Here is a 19,021-nt window from a genome sequence, read left to right as displayed (position 1 = left end):
TCACGGCGGAACGGGTCACGGAATACCTTCGCACGACCGGTATCCCAACTCAAGCGATAGTGAGGCTATGGCCAAGAAAGACGGCGTCATCGAGATCGAAGGCTCGGTCATCGAGGCTCTCCCGAACGCGATGTTCCGGGTCGAGCTCACCAACGGGCACAAGGTTCTCGCCCACATCTCGGGCAAGATGCGCCAGCACTACATCCGCATCCTCCCCGAGGACCGCGTGATCGTGGAGCTGAGCCCGTACGACCTGACCCGCGGACGCATCGTCTACCGCTACAAGTAGGCGGTACCGGAAAGTAACGGCCACCGGCCGCACGCAGCAGGCGTGCGCGATCCGGGGTACGAAGACAGCGATAGGAAACAGAACAATGAAGGTCAAGCCCTCCGTCAAGAAGATCTGCGACAAGTGCAAGGTCATCCGTCGCCACGGCAACGTCATGGTGATCTGCGAGAACCCGCGCCACAAGCAGCGTCAGGGCTGAACGGGCCCCGCGGCATCCGCCCGCGGTCCGCGCACAACTGAATACGAAAATCGGCAACGCCAGAAGTATCGGATCTCGATACGCCGCTTCGCGGCTACTCGATCAGCGAGTCGACAGTCGCTTCGCGGCTCCTCGATCAGCGAGTCGACAGTCGCTTCGCGGCTCCTCGATCGGCGATACGGACACCTCGGGAGGAGGCCCGGGCACCGGCGTTGTTCCACACCTCCACTCACTCACAGGAGAAGCCAACATGGCACGTCTGGCAGGAGTCGACATCCCGCGCGAGAAGCGCGTGGAGATCGCACTGACCTACATCTACGGCGTCGGACGCACCCGCGCGCTGCAGACCCTCGCGGAGACCGGCATCGACGGGAACATCCGCGTCAAGGACCTCACCGACGACCAGCTCGTCGCCCTCCGCGACTACATCGAGGGAACCTTCAAGGTCGAGGGCGACCTCCGCCGCGAGGTCGCCGCCGACATCCGCCGCAAGGTCGAGATCGGCTCCTACGAGGGCATCCGCCACCGCCGCGGCCTGCCCGTCCGTGGTCAGCGCACCAAGACCAACGCTCGCACCCGCAAGGGCCCGAAGCGCACCGTCGCCGGCAAGAAGAAGCCCGGCCGCAAGTAACCGCTCGTTCGCCAGATTCAGGAGATTTCACACATGGCAGCACCCAAGGCGGCTACTCGCAAGCCGCGCCGCAAGGACAAGAAGAACATCGCCGTGGGCCAGGCCCACATCAAGTCGACGTTCAACAACACGATCGTCTCGATCACCGACACCACCGGTGCCGTGATCAGCTGGGCCTCCTCGGGCGGCGTCGGCTTCAAGGGTTCGCGCAAGTCGACCCCGTTCGCCGCGCAGCTCGCCGCCGAATCCGCCGCGCGTCAGGCGCAGGAGCACGGCATGAAGAAGGTCGACGTCTTCGTCAAGGGCCCGGGCTCGGGACGTGAGACCGCCATCCGCTCCCTCCAGGCCGCCGGCCTCGAGGTCGGATCGATCAGCGATGTGACGCCGCAGGCCCACAACGGCTGCCGTCCGCCGAAGCGCCGCCGCGTCTGAGTCGACGCCCGTGGGCGGGCGTGCGGCGCGGTGGATGCCGCCTGCCGCACCCCGCCCCGGGCGTTCGACCTCACACAACTCAAGATCCTCGAACTCGCACAGTGTCATATAGCGGGCACTCAGCCGAAAGGAATCCATAGTGCTGATCGCACAGCGTCCCACGCTCACCGAAGAGAACATCTCGGAGTTCCGGTCGCGTTTCGTGATCGAGCCCCTCGAACCGGGCTTCGGTTACACCCTGGGCAACTCGCTCCGGCGAACCCTGCTCTCGTCCATCCCGGGCGCGGCAGTCACGAGCATCCGCATCGACGGCGTGCTCCACGAATTCTCCACCGTGCCGGGCGTGAAGGAGGATGTCACCGAGATCATCCTCAACATCAAGAACCTCGTCGTCTCCAGCGAGCACGACGAGCCCATCACCGCCTACCTGCGCAAGCAGGGCTCCGGTGAGGTCACGGCCGCCGACATCTCGGCCCCGGCCGGCGTCGAGGTGCACAACCCCGAGCTCGTCATCGCCACCCTCAATGAGTCGGCGAAGTTCGAGCTCGAGCTCACCATCGAGCGCGGCCGCGGCTACGTGTCGGCCTCCCAGAACCGCAACGAGTACTCCGAGGCCGGTCAGATCCCGATCGACTCGATCTACTCGCCGGTGCTGAAGGTCACCTACCGCGTCGAGGCGACGCGTGCCGGTGAGCGCACCGACTTCGACCGCCTCGTGGTCGACGTCGAGACGAAGCCCGCGATCAGCCCCCGCGATGCGCTCGCGTCGGCCGGCCGCACGCTCGTCGAGCTCTTCGGCCTCGCCCGCGAGCTGAACACCGCCGCCGAGGGCATCGAGATCGGCCCCGCGCCGGTCGACGCCGTCACGCCGGGCGAGCTCTCGATTCCGATCGAGGACCTCGACCTCTCCGTGCGCTCCTACAACTGCCTGAAGCGCGAGGGCATCAACTCGGTCTCCGAGCTCGTGGCCCTCTCCGAGTCGCAGCTCATGAACATCCGCAACTTCGGTCAGAAGTCCGTCGACGAGGTCAAGGACAAGCTGACCGAAATGGGTCTGGCGCTCAAGGATTCGGTTCCCGGTTTCGACGGGGCCCACTTCTACACGGGCTTCGACGAAGAGAACTGACTCGCGGCGCGCCGCATCAACCCCCACATCTGGAGATAACGAACCATGCCCAAGCCGACCAAGGGCCCCCGCCTCGGAGGCGGCCCCGCCCACGAGCGTCTGCTGCTCGCGAACCTCGCTGCCGCGCTCTTCACGCACAAGAGCATCACGACGACCGAGACGAAGGCCAAGCGCCTCCGCCCCGTCGCCGAGCGCCTCGTCACCTTCGCCAAGCGCGGTGACCTGCACTCGCGTCGTCGCGTGCTCGCCGTGATCCACGACAAGAGCGTCGTGCACGAGCTCTTCGCCGTCATCGCCCCGCAGGTCGCCGACCGCGAGGGCGGCTACACGCGCATCACGAAGCTCGGCTACCGCAAGGGCGACAACGCCCCCATGGCGGTCATCGAGCTCGTGCTCGAGCCCGTCGCCCCGAAGCAGCGCGCCGCCAAGCCGGCCGCCGCCAAGGCCGAGGCGCCCGCCGAGGAGGCTCCGGTCGAAGAGGCTCCCGTCGAGGAGACCCCTGCCGAGGAGACCGTCGAGGCCGCTGCCGAGGAGACCGCCGAGTCGACCGAGGCTCCGGCCGAGGCCGCCGACGAGGCTGCCGCCGAGAAGTAAGCTCGCAGTTCGGAACGGCCCCGGTGCATCGCACCGGGGCCGTTCTGCGTCCCCGACGACTGCCGGCGTCTCGGTCCGCGCCGCGAAGTGACGTGGATCGCTGTTCAGCGCGCGCTGGAGGCGCAGTTCGCGTCACTTGGCCGGCGGCCGGCGAACGGACCGGCGAGGCTCAGCGGGAGACGAGGTCGACGAGGGGGCGACGCTCGACGGCGTCGAGGTCGAGCACGGCGGCGCCGACGGCGTCGGCGTAGATCCGTCCGCCGCTCGGACCGGGGTGGATCATGTCCTCGGCCAGGAAGTCGGGATGCGGCGCGATCGAGCCCTGCCAGTCGGCCAGGCCGACGCGGAACTCGCGTCGCGCGCAGTCGGAGAGGGCCTGGTTGACGCCCGGAACCCACTCGCGGTCGGCGGAGACGTTGACCAGGACGAGCTCCCGATCGGGGCCGATGATGCCGAGCACCTCGTCGAGGGTTCCGGGGTCGATCTCGCCGTTGGTGCCGAGCCCGAGCACGAGGTAATCGTGCAGACGGTGCTGCGCGTCGAGCTCGCGGAGGAGATCGGGTGCCGCCCACATCTGACGCGAGACGGCCGCCTCGATGTCGATTCCGGGAAAAGCCTCCTGCAGCTCCGGGGCGGCGGCGAGCATGACGGAGTCGCCGACGGCGGTGATGCGAGCGCCCTCGGGCATCCGCGGGGCCATCGGCACGGGCCCCAGACGGACGTCGGCCGGGCGACCGTTCCAGCCGAGGCCGGCCCGGGCATCCGGTGCGTCGCCGGAGGCCGAGCCCTCGTGGGGGACGTCGGCGCCCGACTCCGGCGAGGCTTCGGCGGCCGGCGCTTCGGCGGGCGGCGTCGCCTCGAGCGATGCGATGCCGCGTTCGATGTTCACGCTCGCGCTGGACTGCGCCGGTTCGGTCGCCAGGGCGAGGGTCGTGCCGAGCACGAGCGCGGCCGCCCCGAGCGGGACGAGGGCCCCGGCCAGACGCTTCGGCAGCGAGGCCCGGCCGATGCGTTCCCGGAAGGCGCCGAGGGCACCGCGGAAGCCGAGGCGCCGCACGGGCTCCTCGAGGAAGCGGTACGACGACTCGGCAAAGAGCACCGTGACGGCGAGGGCGATCCACCCGGCGAAGGCGCCGGGCGGCAGCAGCGCGACCGTGAGCACGTACACCGGCCAGTGCCACAGGTAGATGCCGTAGGAGCGGCGCCCGATCCAAGCCAGGGGGCGTGCGTCGAGCAGACCGCCGAGCCGCGAGCGGGCGGCGAGGTCGATGAGCCAGGCGACGGCGACGGTCACGGCGAGGATGCCGCCGCGATAGGCGGCCGGGTGCCGGTCGTCGAGCGTGAGCATCGCGACGAGCACCCCGCCGCCGAGCAGGACGGCGAGGGCGGCGGTGCCGGCGCGGCGCACGGCCGGATGCCACGGCTTGCGGAGCGGTACGGGTGCCCGCCCGTTCGCCCAGAGCGCGAGGGCGGCGCCGGCGAGGAGCCCGAAGGCGTGCGTGTCGCTGCCGAAGTAGACGCGGGTGGGGTCGCCGAGCGTGAACCACACGGCCATGAGGAGGGCCGAGCCCGCCGCGAGCAGCGCGGCGACGCCGGCGCGGAGTTGCGCGGACGGCAGGAGCAGGAGCCCCAGCAGCAGGATCGGCCAGACGAGGTAGAACTGCTCCTCGACGGCCAGGGACCACAGGTTGCGGAAGAGCTCCGGGGCGGTCTGGTCGAAGTAGCTGCCGCCTGCGAGGATCGAGGCCCAGTTCGAGGTGAAGGTCGCCGCACCGGCGAGCTGGCGACCGAGAGCGAGCTGCACGTCGCCGCCGACGAGCCAGGCCGCCGTGCCGATGACGGCGAGCAGGGCGACGAGGGCCGGCACGAGCCGGCGGATCCGGCGCATCCAGAAGGAGCGGAGGGCGATGCGGCCGTCGCGTTCGCGTTCGCGCAGCAGCAGGCCGGTGATGAGGAAGCCGCTGACGACGAAGAAGACGTCGACGCCGAGGAAGCCGCCGGGCAGCCATCCGGGGAAGAGGTGGTAGACGAGCACGGCCGTCACCGCGATCGCCCGCATGCCGTCGAGCCCCGGGTATCGCCGGGCGCCGGCAGGGCGGGCCGGGGGAGCTGCGGATTCGGGCATGGCTACGGGGATTCGGGAGGGTTCGGGCGGTTCGGGATGAAACGGCCAGTGTACCGAGCGGGGGGCGCCGCCACCCGAACAGGGGCTGGGAGATTCGCGCCTCTAGGCTGGGGGAGTGCAGACATCCACGGGCGGGCCTGGCGGAGCCGGCGACGCGGCATCCATCGTGCGGATCCGTCTCGACCTCGCCTACGACGGCACCGCGTTCTCGGGCTGGAGCCGTCAGCCCGGGCTGCGCACGGTCCAGGGGGTGCTCGAGGCGGCCCTCGGCACCCTGTTCCGGCGGGCGGGCGAGGCCCCGCGGCTCGTGGTGGCGGGGCGGACGGATGCCGGGGTGCACGCGCTCGGGCAGGTCGCCCATCTCGATGTGGCGCGTGAGGCCCTCGAGGCGGTGACGCGTCCGCGGCGGGGGGATGCGCGAAGCGGCCGTGGGACCGACCCGGCGGGTGTGCTCGCGCGGCGCCTCACCGGCATCCTCGGCACCGCCGACGACGATGTGGTGATCTCGGGGGCGCGGATCGCGCCGGCGGGCTTCGACGCCCGCTTCTCGGCCGTGTGGCGTCGATACGAGTACCGGATCGCGGATGCGGCTGCCAGGCGGGACCCGCTCGAGCGGGGGCGGACGGTGTGGCTGCCCGTGGGTCTCGACGAGGCCGCGATGGATGCTGCGGCGCGTTCGCTCACGGGCCTGCACGACTTCGCGGCGTACTGCAAACCGCGGGCCGAGGCGACGACGATCCGCACCCTGCAGTCGTACCGCTGGCACCGGCGGGAGGACGGCGTGCTCGTCGCCTCGCTGCAGGCCGATGCGTTCTGCCATTCGATGGTGCGCGCGCTCGTCGGTGCCTGCGTCGCGGTGGGCGAGGGTCGCCTGGATGCGGCGGATCCGGCGGCCCTGCTGGCCGCCCGTGAGCGGACGAGCGCGTTCAAGGTCATGCCGGCGAAGGGGCTCGTGCTGACGGAGGTCGGGTATCCGGCCGACGACGAGCTCGCCGCGCGGGCGGAGCGGACGCGGGCGCGGCGCGAGCTCTCGACGCGAGTGGACGACCGGGAGCCGATCGGCTAAGCTATTGCTTTGGTGCCGCCCAGGCGGCGCCCGATGTTGAGCCCTCCACCGGGGGGTTCGCGCCGCATCGCGGCCGAACACTCCACCGGAGCGGGATTCACGAACCCCTCACTCGATCAGAAAGCAGCACTCCTGTGACGCGCACTTACACTCCCAAGGCGAACGAGATCCAGCGCGACTGGGTCGTCATCGACGCCACCGATGTCGTGCTCGGCCGCCTCGCGAGCCACTCCGCAGCGCTCCTGCGCGGCAAGCACAAGCCGATCTTCGCGAACCACGTCGACACCGGCGACTTCGTCATCATCGTCAACGCCGACAAGGTCGCCCTCACCGGCCAGAAGCTCGAGCAGAAGAAGGCGTACCGCCACTCCGGCTACCCGGGCGGCCTGAAGGCCGTCGGTTACGCCGAACTCCTCGAGAAGAACCCCGTCCGCGCCGTCGAGAAGGCGATCCGCGGCATGCTTCCGAAGAACTCCCTCGGTCGCGCCCAGCTCAAGAAGCTGAAGGTGTACGCCGGCCCGGAGCACCCGCACCAGGCCCAGCAGCCGAAGCCGTACACCCTCACCCAGGTCGCCCAGTAAGCCCGGCGCCGACGCGAAAAGGATTCAGAACCACCATGGCGAAGATCGCAGACCAGATCGACCAGGCTCCGGAGAGCTACACCACCGAGTCCGCTGCCCCTGAGACCCCGGCGGCGGCCCGTCCCGTCCTCAACGTCTCGGGCGCGGCCGTGGGCCGTCGCAAGGAGGCCATCGCGCGCGTGCGCGTCGTGCCCGGCGCCGGCACCATCACCGTCAACGGCCGCGAGTTCGCGGACTACTTCCCGAACAAGCTGCACCAGCAGCTCATCACCGACCCGTTCACGGTGCTCGAGCTGAACGGCTCCTACGACGTGATCGCCCGCATCACGGGCGGCGGCCCCTCGGGTCAGGCCGGTGCGCTGCGCCTGGCGATCGCGCGTGCGCTGAACGAGATCGACCGCGAGAACAACCGTCCGACGCTGAAGAAGGCCGGCTTCCTCACGCGCGACGCGCGCGTCATCGAGCGCAAGAAGGCCGGTCTCAAGAAGGCCCGCAAGGCTCCGCAGTTCTCGAAGCGCTGATCGGGTCCGGCATCCGATATGCCTCGGCTTTTCGGAACCGACGGGGTCCGGGGGCTGGCCAACCGCGAACTCACGGCTGACCTCGCCCTCGGCCTCGCGCAGGCGGCGGCGGCGGTCCTCACGCAGGGCCGCCACGCCGACTACGTGCGCGCCGCCGGCCGTCGGCCCGTCGCCGTGCTCGCCCGAGACCCCCGGGTCTCGGGCGAGTTCCTCGGCGCCGCGGTCGCCGCCGGGCTCGCCAGCTCCGGCATCGATGTGCTCGATGCCGGCGTCATCCCGACGCCGGCCGCGGCGTTCCTGATCGCCGACTTCCCGGCCGATTTCGGGGTCATGATCTCGGCCTCGCACAACCCGGCGCCCGACAACGGCATCAAGTTCTTCTCCTACGGCGGCACGAAGCTGCCCGACGAGGTCGAGGACCGCATCGAGTCGTTCCTCGGTGAGCAGAAGCTCGCGCCCACCGGCGGCGGCGTGGGGCGGATCAACCGTTTCGCCGACGCCGAGGACCGCTACGTCGTGCACCTCCTCGGAACGCTGCCGCACCGCCTCGACGGGCTGCACGTCGTGCTCGACTGCGCCCACGGGGCGGCCTCCGGCGTCTCGCCCGAGACCTTCTCCGCCGCCGGCGCGAACGTCACGGTCATCGGCGCCGACCCCGACGGCCTGAACATCAACGACGGCTACGGATCGACGCATCTGGAGCGACTGCAGGACGCGGTCGTGCGCCTCGGCGCCGACGTCGGCATCGCCCATGACGGCGATGCGGACCGCTGCCTCGCGGTGGATGCCGCGGGGCGCGTCATCGACGGCGACCAGATCATGGCGATCCTCGCGGTATCGATGCAGGAGCGCGGCATCCTGAAGGACGACACGCTCGTCGTGACCGTCATGTCGAACCTCGGGCTGCGCCTGGCGATGGCCGAGCGCGGCATCCGCGTCATCGAGACGAAGGTCGGCGACCGTTACGTGCTCGAGGAGCTCGGCGCGGGCGGGTATTCGCTCGGCGGCGAGCAGTCCGGCCACGTCATCATGACCGAGCATGCGACCACGGGCGACGGGGTCCTCACCGGGCTGCAGCTCGTGGCCGAGATGGCCCGCACGGGCAAGTCCCTCGCCGAGCTCGCCGAGGTCATGACGGTCTACCCGCAGGTGCTCGTGAACGTGCGCGGTGTCGACCACCACGCGCTCGGCGGCGACGAGGTCATCGCCGAGGCCGTCGCCCTCATCGAGACCGAGCTCGGCGAGACCGGGCGGGTGCTGCTGCGCCCGAGCGGCACCGAGCCGATGGTGCGCGTCATGGTCGAGGCCGCGGAGCAGTCCGTCGCCGAACAGCACGCCGAGTCGCTTGCCGCGGTCGTGCGCGAGCGCCTCGCGCTGGAGGCCGACAGCGGGGCGTGAACGCCGCCGGACGTCCCGATCCCGGGCCGACGGCCGGAGTCGCGGCCTGAACCGGCCGACGAACGCCTGGGCCGACGGCGGGCGGGGCCGAGCCCGACCGCCGAGCGGTCAGAGCTTCCGCAGCAGCACCGAGTTGACGGTGTGGTCGGCGCTCTTGCGGAGCACGAGGCTCGCCCGTGATCTGGTCGGGCGGATGTTCTGCAGCAGGTTCGGCTCGTTGATCGAGTGCCAGATCTCCCGGGCCCGGGCGCGCGCCTGCTCCTCGGTGAGCGAGGCGTAGCGGTGGAAGTAGGAGCGCGGGTTCGCGAAGGCGCCGCGCTGCAGTTTCAGGAAGCGCGACTCGTACCAGCTCGCGATGTCGCGCGTGCGGGCGTCGACGTAGATGGTGAAGTCGAAGAGGTCGCTGAGGGCGAGCCGGTGCCCGGGGCCGGAGGGCTGGAGCACGTTCAGCCCCTCGACGATGAGGACGTCGGGGCGGCGGACGGTGATGTGCGCGTCGGGCACGATGTCGTAGGCGAGGTGGGAGTAGAAGGGGGATCGCACCTCGGCGGCGCCCGCCTTGACGTCGCTCACGAAGCGCAGCAGCGCCCGTCGGTCGTAGGACTCGGGGAAGCCTTTGCGCTCCATGAGGCCGCGCCGTTCGAGTTCCGCGTTCGGGTAGAGGAAGCCGTCGGTGGTGACGAGTTCGACGCGGGGGGTGTGCTCCCAGCGGGCGAGGAGTTCGCGCAGCAGGCGCGCGATGGTCGACTTGCCGACGGCGACGCTGCCGGCGACGCCGATGAGGAACGGGGTCGAGTCGACGCGTTCGCGCAGGAACTCGCTCGTCGCCCGGTGCAGGGCCTTCGTGCCGCCGACGTAGAGGTTCAGCAGGCGGCTGACGGGCAGGTACACCTCGGCGACCTCGCGCATGTCGAGGGGTTCGCCGAGGCCGCGCAGCTGCACGATCTCGGTCTCGCGCAGGGGCGAGGGCATCGACGGCGCGAGCGCAGCCCAGTCCGCCCGGTTCAGTTCGATGAACGGCGAGAGGTGGCTTGCGTGCGACGACGGCTGCTGCGGTTCGGGCACGCGGCAAGTCTAGCCACGGCGCCGGGGTGCGGATGCCGCGGGGCCGGCCGCGCCGGGGCATCCACTCCGGCACGGCTCGCTGCCAGCCTGCTCGCATGCCGTGCGGAGCGCCCGCACAGTCCGCCCCGCATACAATCGACCGCATGTGTGGAATTGTGGGATACGTCGGCCCTGCCCGGACGATCGACGTGCTGCTCGGCGGCCTCCGCCGCCTCGAGTACCGCGGCTACGACTCGGCCGGCGTCGCGATCATCGACGAGCACGGCGAGCTCGGCACCGCGAAGAAGGCCGGCAAGCTGCAGGCGCTCGTCGACGAGCTCGACGCGCGGCCGGTCAACGAGGGCTACACGGGCATCGGCCACACGCGCTGGGCCACGCACGGCGGCCCCACCGACGTCAATGCGCACCCGCACCTCGGCGACGACGGCAAGCTCGCCCTCATCCACAACGGCATCATCGAGAACTTCCAGGAGCTGCGCGCCGAGCTCGCCGCCGAAGGCGCCGAGTTCCTGAGCGAGACCGACACCGAGGTCGCCGCGGTGCTCCTCGGGCGCGAGGTGCGCCGCACGGGCGAGCTGCTCGCGGCGTTCCGGAGCACGGTTTCACGGCTCGAGGGGGCGTTCACGCTGCTCGCCGTCCACGCCGACGAGCCCGGCCTGGTCGTCGGAGCGCGCCGCAACTCGCCGCTCGTGATCGGGCTCGGCGACGGCGAGAACTTCCTCGGCAGCGACGTCGCCGCCTTCGTGGAGTACACGAAGCGCGCCGTCGCCATCGGGCAGGACGAGATCGTCGCGATCCGCGCCGACTCCGTCACGGTGACGGATTTCGCCGGCGCCCCGGTCGAGGTCGCTCCCTTCGAGGTGCAGTGGGATGCCTCGGCGGCCGAGAAGGGCGGCTGGCCGAGCTTCATGGCCAAGGAGATCGCCGAGCAGCCCGAGGCGGTCGCGAACACGATCCGCGGCCGCGCGCACGACGGTTCGGTCGTCGTGCCCGAGCTCGAGGCGATCGACGACGCGCTGCTCACCGACATCCGCCGCATCGTCATCGTCGCCTGCGGCACGGCCTCGTATGCGGGCATGGTCGGCAAGTACGCGATCGAGCGCTGGACGCGCGTGCCGGTCGAGGTCGCGCTGAGCCACGAGTTCCGCTACGGCGACCCCGTGCTCGGCCCGGATGTGCTCGTGATCTCGGTGAGCCAGTCGGGCGAGACGATGGACACGCTGATGGCCGTGAAGTACGCCCGCGAGATGGGGGCGCGCACGGTGTCGGTGTGCAACACGCAGGGTGCGACGATCCCACGCGAGTCGGATGCGGCGATCTACACGCATGCCGGCCCGGAGGTCGCGGTCGCTTCGACGAAGGCGTTCGTGGCGCAGATCACGGCGCTCTACCTCTTCGGGCTGCACCTGGCGCGCGTGCGGGGCACGCTGTCGACGGGCGGGCAGGCGGAGGCCGTCGCCGAGCTGCAGGCGATCCCGGAGAAGCTGCAGGAGGTGCTCGGCGAGGCCGAGAAGGTGCGCCAGCTCGCGCACTGGATGGCCGACACGCGTTCGGTGCTGTTCCTCGGCCGGAACGTCGGGTACCCGATCGCGCTGGAGGGCGCGCTGAAGCTGAAGGAGCTCGCGTACATCCACGCGGAGGGCTTCGCCGCGGGCGAGCTGAAGCACGGCCCGATCGCCCTCATCGAGCCGGGGCAGCCGGTGTTCGTCGTCGTGCCGAGCCCGCGTGGCGCCGAGAGCCTGCATCCGAAGGTCGTCTCGAACATCCAGGAGATCCGTGCGCGCGGTGCCCGTGTGATCGCGATCGCCGAGGCGGGGGATGCGGCGGTGCTGCCCTTCGCGGACGAGGTGCTGCGGATCCCGCTGGCCGATTCGCTGTTCGAGCCGCTGCTTGCGGTCGTGCCGCTGCAGGTGTTCGCGATGGAGCTCGCGAGCGCGAAGGAGCTCGACGTCGACCAGCCGCGCAACCTCGCGAAGTCGGTCACGGTCGAATAGGGCGGAGCGCAGGATGATCGCGGGCATCGGGGTCGACGTCGTCGACATCGCGCGGTTCGAGCGGCAGCTCGAGCGCACGCCCGCGCTCCTCGAGCGCCTGTTCGCCGAGAGCGAACGGGATCGCAAGGCCCACTCGCTCGCCGGGCGATTCGCGGCGAAAGAGGCCCTCATCAAGGCCCTCGGCGGGCCCGCGTTCGTCCGCTGGCACGACATGCGAGTCGAGCAGGACGGCGACGGCCGGCCCTCCTTCGCCTGCTCCGGGGCGATCGCGGAGCATCTCGCCGAGCGGGGCCTGCGGATCCATGTCACGATGAGCCACGACGCCGGCATCGCGACCGCGTTCGTCGTCGTCGAGGAGGCGTCATGAGCCCGGCCCGCCCCTTCCGCGAAGCCCTCATCGACCTCGATGCGATCGAGGCGAACGTCAGGCACCTCGGCGAACTCGTCGCGCCGGCGGAGACGATGGCCGTCGTCAAGGCGAACGGCTACGGCCACGGCGCGGTGGATGCCGCGCGCGCGGCCCTCGCCGGCGGCGCAGCCAGGCTCGGCGTCGCCGATCTCGCCGAAGCCGTGGCGCTCCGCGAGGCCGGCATCGACGCCCCGGTGCTCGCCTGGCTGCACGACCCCGACGCCGACTTCGGGCCGGCCGCCCGGCTCGGCATCGAGCTCGGCATCTCCTCGGCCGCCCAGCTCGAGCGGGCCGCCGAGGCGGCGCTCGCGGAAGGCCCCGGCCCCATCGGCGTGCACCTGAAGATCGACACGGGACTCAGCCGCAACGGCATCGCCGCCGGCGACTGGGCCGACGCCGTCGCCCTCGCCGCCCGGCTCGAGCGCGCCGGCGGCATCCGCGTCACGGGCATCTTCAGCCACCTCGCCAACGCCTCGCCCGAGACGGATGCCGCACAGCTGGCCGCGTTCGACCGCGCCGTCGACGAGGCTCGGGCCGCAGGGCTCGCCCCCGAGGTGCGTCACATCGCCGCGAGCGCCGGCGCGATCGGCACCCCGGCCGCCCGCTACGAGCTCGTGCGCTTCGGCATCTCGATCTACGGGCTCCCGCCCTTCGGCGACGGCACGACGAGCGCCGAGCTCGGGCTCGTGCCGGCGATGACCCTGCGCGGCCGGGTCGCGGCCGTGCGCCGCGTCGCCGCCGGAGCGGGCGCCTCCTACGACCACACCTGGCACGCCGAGCGCGACACGACGCTCGCGCTCGTGCCCCTCGGCTACGCCGACGGCATCCCGCGTCACCTCTCGAACCGCGGCGAGGTGCTCATCGGCGGCCGGCGCCGGCGGATCGCCGGCCGGGTGGCGATGGACCAGTTCCTCGTCGATATGGGCGACGACGAGGTCGCCGTCGGCGACGAGGTCGTGCTCTTCGGCGACCCGGCGACGGGCGCCCCCTCGGCGGAGGACTGGGCCGAGGCGGCCGGCACGATCGGCTACGAGATCGTCACGCGGATCGGCTCGCGCGTGCCGCGCACCGCGGTCGGGGGTGCGGCGTGATCGTCGTCCGCGCCGCCGGCACCGAGGAGACCGAGGCGCTCGGCCGGCGGCTGGCCGCCGAGCTCGCCGCCGGCGATCTCCTCGTGCTGAGCGGCCCGCTCGGCGCCGGCAAGACGACCCTGACGCGCGGGATCGGCGAGGGCCTCGGCGTGCGCGGCCCCGTGCAGAGCCCGACCTTCGTGCTCGCGCGCACGCATCCGAGCCTCGTCGGCGGCCCCGCGCTCGTCCACGTCGACGCGTACCGGCTCGCCGACGCGCGCGAGCTCGACGACCTCGACCTCGACTTCGCCCGCTCGGTCGTCGTCGTCGAATGGGGCGCCGGGATGCTCGACGGCGTCGCCGAATCGTGGCTCGACATCGACATCGAACGCCCGACGGGAGCGGATGCCTCGGGTGCGGGTGCGGGTGCGGGTGCGGGTGCGGATGTCGACGCGGCGGGCGACGCGGACGAAGCACCCGAGGAGCCGCGGACGTTCCGCATCACGGGCCACGGGCCGCGCTGGGCGGGCAGCCCCTATGCGTAGGCTTGACGGCATGCTGCTCGCGATCGACACCTCGCTCGGCACGAGCGTCGCCGTCGTCGATCCCGAGCGCGGCGTCCTCGCCGAAACCGGCACCGAAGACACCATGCGGCACGCCGAACTCGTCGGCCCCGCCATCCGCGACGCCCTGGCCGAGGCCGGCGTCTCCGCGGCCGGCATCGGCGCCGTCGCCGCAGGCATGGGCCCCGGCCCGTTCACCGGACTCCGCGTCGGGATCGCCGCCGCCGAAGCGTTCGCGCTCGGCATCGACCGGCCGCTGCTGCCCGTGGTGAGCCACGACGCCGTCGCCTTCCGCTGGTACCTGGAGGGCGGCAGCGGCCCGCTGCGCGTGCTCACCGACGCCCGTCGCCGCGAGTTCGCGTTCAGCCGCTACGACGGGGTGGATGCCGAGGGGCTGCCGATCCGCACCGCCGAACCCGCGCTCGTGGCGCGCGCCGAGCTCGCCGAGGTGCCCGGCACGAGCTTCGAAGCGCACGCCGTGCCCGCCGGGGCGCTCGGCATCCTCGCCCTGCGCGCGCTGGAGGCCGGCCGCGAGCTGCCGCCGGCGCAACCCCTCTACCTGCGCTCGCCCGACGTCACGATCTCGACCGGGAAGCGGGTGAGCCGATGAGCGTGCTCATGCGCATCGCCGCCGCGAGCGACCTCGACGCGATCATGGACCTCGAACAGGCGACCTTCGAGGCCGACGCCTGGTCGCAGGCATCCATGCTCCGCGAGATCGAGGACCCGAACACGCGCTATCTCGTCGCCGTCGACGACCAGCACGGCACGCTCTTCGCCTACGGCGGGGTGCTCGCCCCGCCCGGAGCCCCGCAGGCCGACATCCAGACCATCGCCGTCGCCCCGGCCTCGCGTTCGCGCGGCCTCGGCCGCGGCCTCATGCACCAGCTCATCGCCGAAGCACGCCGCCGCGGCGCCCAGGAGGTCTTCCTCGAGGTGCGCGCCGACAACCCCGTCGCACAGGCCCTCTACGACTCGCTCGGCTTCGAACGCATCTCGGTGCGGAAGCGCTACTACCGCGGCGGCATCGACGCGATCATCATGCGCCTGGAGATCCCCGACCCCGAGACCCGGCCCGCCGGCACCGTCGACCCGGGTGCGCCGCGGCACGTGGGCCCCGTCGGCGGCGACCGCACGGAGCGTCGGCGATGAGCGCGGGCACGCTTGCCGGCGGGGCGGGCGCCGCACCGGCATCCGCACCCCTCGTGCTCGGGATCGAGACCTCGTGCGACGAGACCGGCATCGGCATCGTGCGCGGCGAGACGCTGCTGGCCAACGTCATCGCATCCTCGATGGAGGAGCACGCCCGCTACGGCGGCGTCGTGCCCGAGGTCGCCGCCCGCGCCCACCTCGAAGCGCTCGGCCCCGCCATCCGGCAGGCGCTCGCCGAAGCCGGCGTGACGCTCGGCGAACTCGACGCGATCGCGGTCACGAGCGGCCCCGGCCTCGCCGGCGCCCTCATGGTCGGTATCGGCGCCGCCAAGGCCCTCGCCCTCGCCCTCGATGTGCCCCTCTACGCCGTGAACCACCTCGTCGGGCACGTCGGCGCCGATCTCATCGGCGGCACCCCGCTCGAAACGCCCACCGTCGCGCTGCTCGTCTCGGGCGGGCACACCTCGCTCCTCCTCGTCCGCGACCTCGTCGACGACGTGGAACTGCTCGGCGAGACCATCGACGACGCCGCCGGCGAGGCCTTCGACAAGGTCGCCCGCGTGCTCGGGCTGCCCTACCCCGGCGGCCCCGAGATCGACCGCGTCGCCGTCGGCGGCGACCCCGCGGCGATCCGCTTCCCGCGCGGGCTCAGCCTGCCGAAGGACCTGGAGCGCCACCGCTACGACTTCAGCTTCTCGGGGCTGAAGACCGCCGTCGCCCGCTGGGTCGAGGCCCGGCAGGACGCCGGCGAGCCGGTGCCGCTCGCCGACGTCGCCGCGAGCTTCCGCGAGGCCGTCGTCGACGTGCTCCTCACCAAGGCGCTCGCCGCCTGCCGCGACCTCGGCGTGCCGCGGCTGCTGCTCGGCGGCGGCGTCGTCGCCAACCGCCGGCTGCGCGAGGTCGCCGAGGCGCGCGCCGCCGAAGCCGGCGTCGCCCTGCGCATCCCGCCGCTCTCGCTCTGCACCGACAACGGCGCCATGATCGCCGCCCTCGGGGCGCGCCTCATCACCGCCGGCCGGCCGCCGTCGACGCTCGGCTTCGGGGCCGACTCGACGCTTCCCGTGACCGAGGTGCAGGTCGACCCGGTGTCGCCGGGGGCATAGCCACGGCCCGGCACGGGCGGTAGTCTGGGCGAAGAGGCAGCGGGGTGTGCATGCTGCCCGCGATCGCCCGGCATCACGGGGTGAAGCGAGGGATGCCGAGCTCGCCCGCCACGGCCCGCAGGAGAGAAACGGAAGGTTCATCATGAGCGACCCCAAGAACCCGGAAGGCCTGCCCGACGACGCCGAGCAGGCGGCTGCCGGGGCGGTGCCTCCGGCCGCTTCCGACCCCGACGTGCCCTCGGTGCCCGAGCCTCCGGCCGCGCCCGAGCCGCCCCAGGCTCCGCCTGCGCCGCCCGCACCGCCTGCGCCCGAGCCGCCGCAGTACGCCGCGCCCGCCGCGCCCGAGCCTCCGGCCGCCCCGACGCCGCCGCCGTCGTACGGTGCGCCGGCCGCGCCCTCCCAGTCCTCCAGCCAGCAGGGGTACGGCCAGACGCCGCCCGGGTACGGCGCCGCCGACTACTCCGGGTACTCGCAGGCCCCCGCGCAGAAGTCGCCGGTGCTCAGCATCATCTCGCTGATCGCCGGTATCGTCGGCATCGTCGGCGGCGGGATCGTGCTCATCCCGATCGTCGGCGCGATCTTGCAGCTCTTCATCCCGGCCGCGGCCGTGGTCCTCGGCTTCCTCGGCAAGAAGAAGGAGCCGCAGGCCAAGGGGATGTGGCTCACGGGCATCATCCTCGGCTTCATCGGCATCCTCATCGCTCTGGCCGCGCTGGTCTTCTGGATCGTCGTCATCGGTGTGGCGGCGAACGATCCGAACATGTACCAGTTCGACTACGACTACTGAGTTCCATGACGCAAGACGCCGACCCGGGCGTCCCGCCCGAGGGCGGGGCGCCCGGTCGTGCGCCCGGTGAACGCGGCCGGCGTGCGGCCGGCCCGCCCGACGACGCACCGGGCACGTCGCCAGACCGGTTCCGGGCGGTCCCGGCATCCGCTGCGGAACCCGCCGGCCCGCCGGCCGCACCGACGAGCGATCCACTCGCCCCGTATCGGCCGGCCGGGCCGACCTTCCAGGCCGAACCCGCCGTCCGCGAACTCGAACTGCCCATGGACACCGGGCGGCTCCGACAGCTGCCGACCGGGCAGCTGCTCACCGTCCGCCGTCCCGCCGCCGAGCCGGCCGTGCCGGGCGTGCTCGATGAAGAGGAGCAGCGCCGCGTCTACTCCGGCATCGGCGTCGTGCTCGGCGTCGTCGGAGCGGTCGCGTCGCTCTTCGTCGGCTGGGCGTTGCCCGTCTCGATCATCGCGATCGTCTTCGGCGTGCTCGCGCTGCGCCGCGAGGAGGGCGGGCGGGTGCCCGCCTACGTCGGCATCGCCACCGGCGTCACCGGGGTGCTCTTCTCGCTCATCTGGATCGGCTATTACGCGATCATCCTCGGCGCGCTGCCGACCTGAGCGCGCGGGCGGCATCCGCACCCTGTGGCGCGCGCCCCGGCATCCGCACCCGATCAGTCGATGCGCTCGACGAGGAGGGCGACGTGGCGGCCCGCCTCGCGGGTGAGGACGAGCGTCGCCGAGGCGTCGCCCTCGAGCTTCAGGCGCTTGCGGAGCCCGGCCGGGTCGACGTCGCTGCCGCGCTTCTTGATCTCGAGGGTTCCGATGCCGCGCTCGGCGAGGGCCATGCGGAGCTTGCGCTCCTCGGCGCTCAAGCGCTCGATGACGCGGAAGCCGCGTGCGAACGGCGTCTCGAAGGGGCGGTCGGCGGTGAGGTAGGCGATGCCCTCGCTCAGCATGCGGGCGTCGTGGGCGCGCGCGAGCTCGCCGATGAGGCGGGCGCGGATGACGGCGCCGTCGGGTTCGTAGAGGTAGTCGCCGAGCGGGCCGACCTCGGCGTCCTCGCTATCGGCCGGTGCAGCGAGCTCGTGGCCGGAGCCGCCCTGCACGACGAGCGCCGAACGGCCGATGCCGGGGCGGGCGAGGGGCCCGAACCAGACGCCGAGCTCGACGACCTCGCCGTCCACCGAGATCCACTGCGCCTCGGTGCCGGCGGGGATGAGCTCGCGGTCGGTGCCCGGGCCGAGCTTGACGCCCACCGGCATCCGCTCGCCGAGGCCGAAGGCGAAGTCGAGGGAGGGGCTGTAGTCGGCCGGATCCGCGAGCCGGCGGGTCGTGCCGCCCTCGACGCGGCGCCGGGCCGGGTCGAGCCAGACGCCGCCGATGCCGCCGAGCGGCACGTCCTCGGCGCGTTCGTTCAGCACGCGCACGTGCGGGAACGGGGACAGGTTGTAGCTCGCGACGGCCGCCGTCACCTCGTCGGCGTCGGCCGCGGTGACCTCGAGGTCGATCGCGGCGAAGGCGAGCGCATCGCCGCCGATGCCGCAGCCGAGGTCGGCGATGTGGCGGATGCCGGCGCGCGCGAAGCGGCCGGCGTGCAGCGCGGCGACCGGCAGCCGGGTGGCCTGTTCGAGGCCGGCCTCGGTGAAGAGCATGCGCGAGGCGAACTCGCCGAACTTCGCCCGCGCGCGGGCGCGGAGGCGGGCCTGGCTGAGCACGGCCGCGACGAGGCCGGGGGAGTGGCCCTGCTTGCGGAGAGCGGCGACGGTGCGGACGACATCGTCCTTCTCGTTCCACGGCGGCAGTGAGTCGAGCAGCCGCAGCCCCTCGGGCGAGAGCAGCTCGACGAGTTCGGCGCGATCCACCCGCTCACGCTAGCAGCAGGGGAGAGTTGGCACTCACGTTGCACGAGTGCCAAAGCGCCTC

Annotated in this window: 22 protein-coding genes; 19 read left to right on the top strand and 3 right to left on the bottom strand. The window is 72.2% G+C overall.

The features are described 5' to 3' along the window. Nucleotides 1-67: 67 nt before the first annotated feature. The 6 genes from infA to rplQ all read left to right on the top strand — a co-directional run bounded on the left by infA (nucleotide 68) and on the right by rplQ (nucleotide 3,271). On the top strand, nucleotides 68-289 hold the full coding sequence (gene infA / locus G127AT_RS04440) for a translation initiation factor IF-1 (RefSeq protein ID WP_011186713.1): 222 nt from the start codon (nucleotides 68-70) through the stop codon (nucleotides 287-289). Nucleotides 290-374: 85 nt separating this feature from the next. Further along, a complete protein-coding gene (gene rpmJ, locus G127AT_RS04435; RefSeq protein ID WP_017793389.1) occupies nucleotides 375-488 on the top strand; it encodes a 50S ribosomal protein L36 in 114 nt (37 codons plus the stop codon). A 250-nt stretch (nucleotides 489-738) separates the two neighbouring features. Further along, nucleotides 739-1,119, top strand: a complete 381-nt coding sequence (gene rpsM, locus G127AT_RS04430) for a 30S ribosomal protein S13 (protein ID WP_210900369.1) — start codon at nucleotides 739-741, stop codon at nucleotides 1,117-1,119. Nucleotides 1,120-1,152: 33 nt separating this feature from the next. Next, a complete protein-coding gene (gene rpsK / locus G127AT_RS04425; protein ID WP_210900366.1) occupies nucleotides 1,153-1,551 on the top strand; it encodes a 30S ribosomal protein S11 in 399 nt (132 codons plus the stop codon). 139 nt (nucleotides 1,552-1,690) lie between these two features. Beyond that, nucleotides 1,691-2,677 (top strand): DNA-directed RNA polymerase subunit alpha, encoded by a 987-nt coding sequence (locus G127AT_RS04420; RefSeq protein ID WP_210900363.1) that lies wholly within the window; start codon nucleotides 1,691-1,693, stop codon nucleotides 2,675-2,677. Between the two features lie 45 nt (nucleotides 2,678-2,722). Continuing rightward, nucleotides 2,723-3,271 (top strand): 50S ribosomal protein L17, encoded by a 549-nt coding sequence (gene rplQ, locus G127AT_RS04415; RefSeq protein ID WP_210900360.1) that lies wholly within the window; start codon nucleotides 2,723-2,725, stop codon nucleotides 3,269-3,271. 169 nt (nucleotides 3,272-3,440) lie between these two features. On the opposite strand, the gene G127AT_RS04410 is transcribed toward rplQ, so the two are convergent. Then, nucleotides 3,441-5,396, bottom strand: a complete 1,956-nt coding sequence (locus G127AT_RS04410) for an acyltransferase family protein (RefSeq protein ID WP_210900357.1) — start codon at nucleotides 5,394-5,396, stop codon at nucleotides 3,441-3,443. Nucleotides 5,397-5,562: 166 nt separating this feature from the next. Between G127AT_RS04410 and G127AT_RS04405 the strand changes: the two genes are divergently transcribed. The 4 genes from G127AT_RS04405 to glmM all read left to right on the top strand — a co-directional run bounded on the left by G127AT_RS04405 (nucleotide 5,563) and on the right by glmM (nucleotide 8,962). Beyond that, nucleotides 5,563-6,462, top strand: coding sequence for a tRNA pseudouridine synthase A (locus tag G127AT_RS04405; RefSeq protein ID WP_210901832.1), 900 nt, complete (start codon nucleotides 5,563-5,565; stop codon nucleotides 6,460-6,462). Between the two features lie 134 nt (nucleotides 6,463-6,596). After that, nucleotides 6,597-7,043, top strand: coding sequence for a 50S ribosomal protein L13 (rplM, locus tag G127AT_RS04400; RefSeq protein ID WP_210900354.1), 447 nt, complete (start codon nucleotides 6,597-6,599; stop codon nucleotides 7,041-7,043). 35 nt (nucleotides 7,044-7,078) lie between these two features. After that, nucleotides 7,079-7,564, top strand: a complete 486-nt coding sequence (gene rpsI, locus G127AT_RS04395) for a 30S ribosomal protein S9 (protein WP_210900351.1) — start codon at nucleotides 7,079-7,081, stop codon at nucleotides 7,562-7,564. An 18-nt stretch (nucleotides 7,565-7,582) separates the two neighbouring features. Next, complete coding sequence (gene glmM / locus G127AT_RS04390; protein WP_210900348.1) at nucleotides 7,583-8,962, top strand: phosphoglucosamine mutase; 1,380 nt, start codon at nucleotides 7,583-7,585, stop codon at nucleotides 8,960-8,962. A 108-nt stretch (nucleotides 8,963-9,070) separates the two neighbouring features. Here the strand turns inward: glmM and coaA are convergent, their stop codons facing one another. Beyond that, a complete protein-coding gene (gene coaA, locus G127AT_RS04385) occupies nucleotides 9,071-10,027 on the bottom strand; it encodes a type I pantothenate kinase (RefSeq protein ID WP_210900345.1) in 957 nt (318 codons plus the stop codon). Nucleotides 10,028-10,170: 143 nt separating this feature from the next. Between coaA and glmS the strand changes: the two genes are divergently transcribed. From glmS to G127AT_RS04340, 9 genes are all read left to right on the top strand, one after another. Further along, complete coding sequence (glmS, locus tag G127AT_RS04380; protein WP_210900342.1) at nucleotides 10,171-12,021, top strand: glutamine--fructose-6-phosphate transaminase (isomerizing); 1,851 nt, start codon at nucleotides 10,171-10,173, stop codon at nucleotides 12,019-12,021. Nucleotides 12,022-12,034: 13 nt separating this feature from the next. Then, the gene (locus G127AT_RS04375; RefSeq protein ID WP_210900340.1) at nucleotides 12,035-12,388 is read left to right on the top strand and encodes a holo-ACP synthase; all 354 of its coding nucleotides are present in this window, start codon (nucleotides 12,035-12,037) and stop codon (nucleotides 12,386-12,388) included. Then, a complete protein-coding gene (gene alr / locus G127AT_RS04370; RefSeq protein WP_210900335.1) occupies nucleotides 12,385-13,521 on the top strand; it encodes an alanine racemase in 1,137 nt (378 codons plus the stop codon). The genes G127AT_RS04375 and alr overlap by 4 nt, the downstream gene beginning before the upstream one ends. Continuing rightward, nucleotides 13,518-14,045 carry a tRNA (adenosine(37)-N6)-threonylcarbamoyltransferase complex ATPase subunit type 1 TsaE gene (gene tsaE / locus G127AT_RS04365; protein ID WP_210900330.1) on the top strand — a complete coding sequence of 176 codons (528 nt, stop codon included), beginning with the start codon at nucleotides 13,518-13,520 and terminating at the stop codon, nucleotides 14,043-14,045. The genes alr and tsaE overlap by 4 nt, the downstream gene beginning before the upstream one ends. A gap of 10 nt (nucleotides 14,046-14,055) precedes the next feature. Further along, nucleotides 14,056-14,673 (top strand): tRNA (adenosine(37)-N6)-threonylcarbamoyltransferase complex dimerization subunit type 1 TsaB, encoded by a 618-nt coding sequence (gene tsaB / locus G127AT_RS04360; protein WP_210900314.1) that lies wholly within the window; start codon nucleotides 14,056-14,058, stop codon nucleotides 14,671-14,673. Further along, nucleotides 14,670-15,215, top strand: a complete 546-nt coding sequence (rimI, locus tag G127AT_RS04355) for a ribosomal protein S18-alanine N-acetyltransferase (protein ID WP_210900311.1) — start codon at nucleotides 14,670-14,672, stop codon at nucleotides 15,213-15,215. The genes tsaB and rimI overlap by 4 nt, the downstream gene beginning before the upstream one ends. Beyond that, nucleotides 15,212-16,318, top strand: coding sequence for a tRNA (adenosine(37)-N6)-threonylcarbamoyltransferase complex transferase subunit TsaD (tsaD, locus tag G127AT_RS04350; protein WP_210900308.1), 1,107 nt, complete (start codon nucleotides 15,212-15,214; stop codon nucleotides 16,316-16,318). Before rimI ends, tsaD begins: the two co-directional genes overlap by 4 nt. A gap of 142 nt (nucleotides 16,319-16,460) precedes the next feature. Then, entirely contained in the window at nucleotides 16,461-17,105 is a 645-nt protein-coding gene (locus G127AT_RS04345; protein ID WP_210900305.1) for a hypothetical protein, read from the top strand. 5 nt (nucleotides 17,106-17,110) lie between these two features. Then, nucleotides 17,111-17,716 carry a DUF4190 domain-containing protein gene (locus G127AT_RS04340; protein WP_210900302.1) on the top strand — a complete coding sequence of 202 codons (606 nt, stop codon included), beginning with the start codon at nucleotides 17,111-17,113 and terminating at the stop codon, nucleotides 17,714-17,716. A gap of 53 nt (nucleotides 17,717-17,769) precedes the next feature. On the opposite strand, the gene G127AT_RS04335 is transcribed toward G127AT_RS04340, so the two are convergent. After that, nucleotides 17,770-18,960, bottom strand: coding sequence for a class I SAM-dependent methyltransferase (locus G127AT_RS04335; protein WP_210900299.1), 1,191 nt, complete (start codon nucleotides 18,958-18,960; stop codon nucleotides 17,770-17,772). Between the last annotated feature and the right edge of the window lie 61 nt (nucleotides 18,961-19,021).

Origin of the sequence: Agromyces archimandritae (assembly GCF_018024495.1) — a bacterium.
GTDB lineage: Bacteria > Actinomycetota > Actinomycetes > Actinomycetales > Microbacteriaceae > Agromyces > Agromyces archimandritae.
The sequence above is the reverse complement of the archived record's forward strand: the minus strand, read 5'-3'. Positions and strand labels throughout refer to the sequence as shown.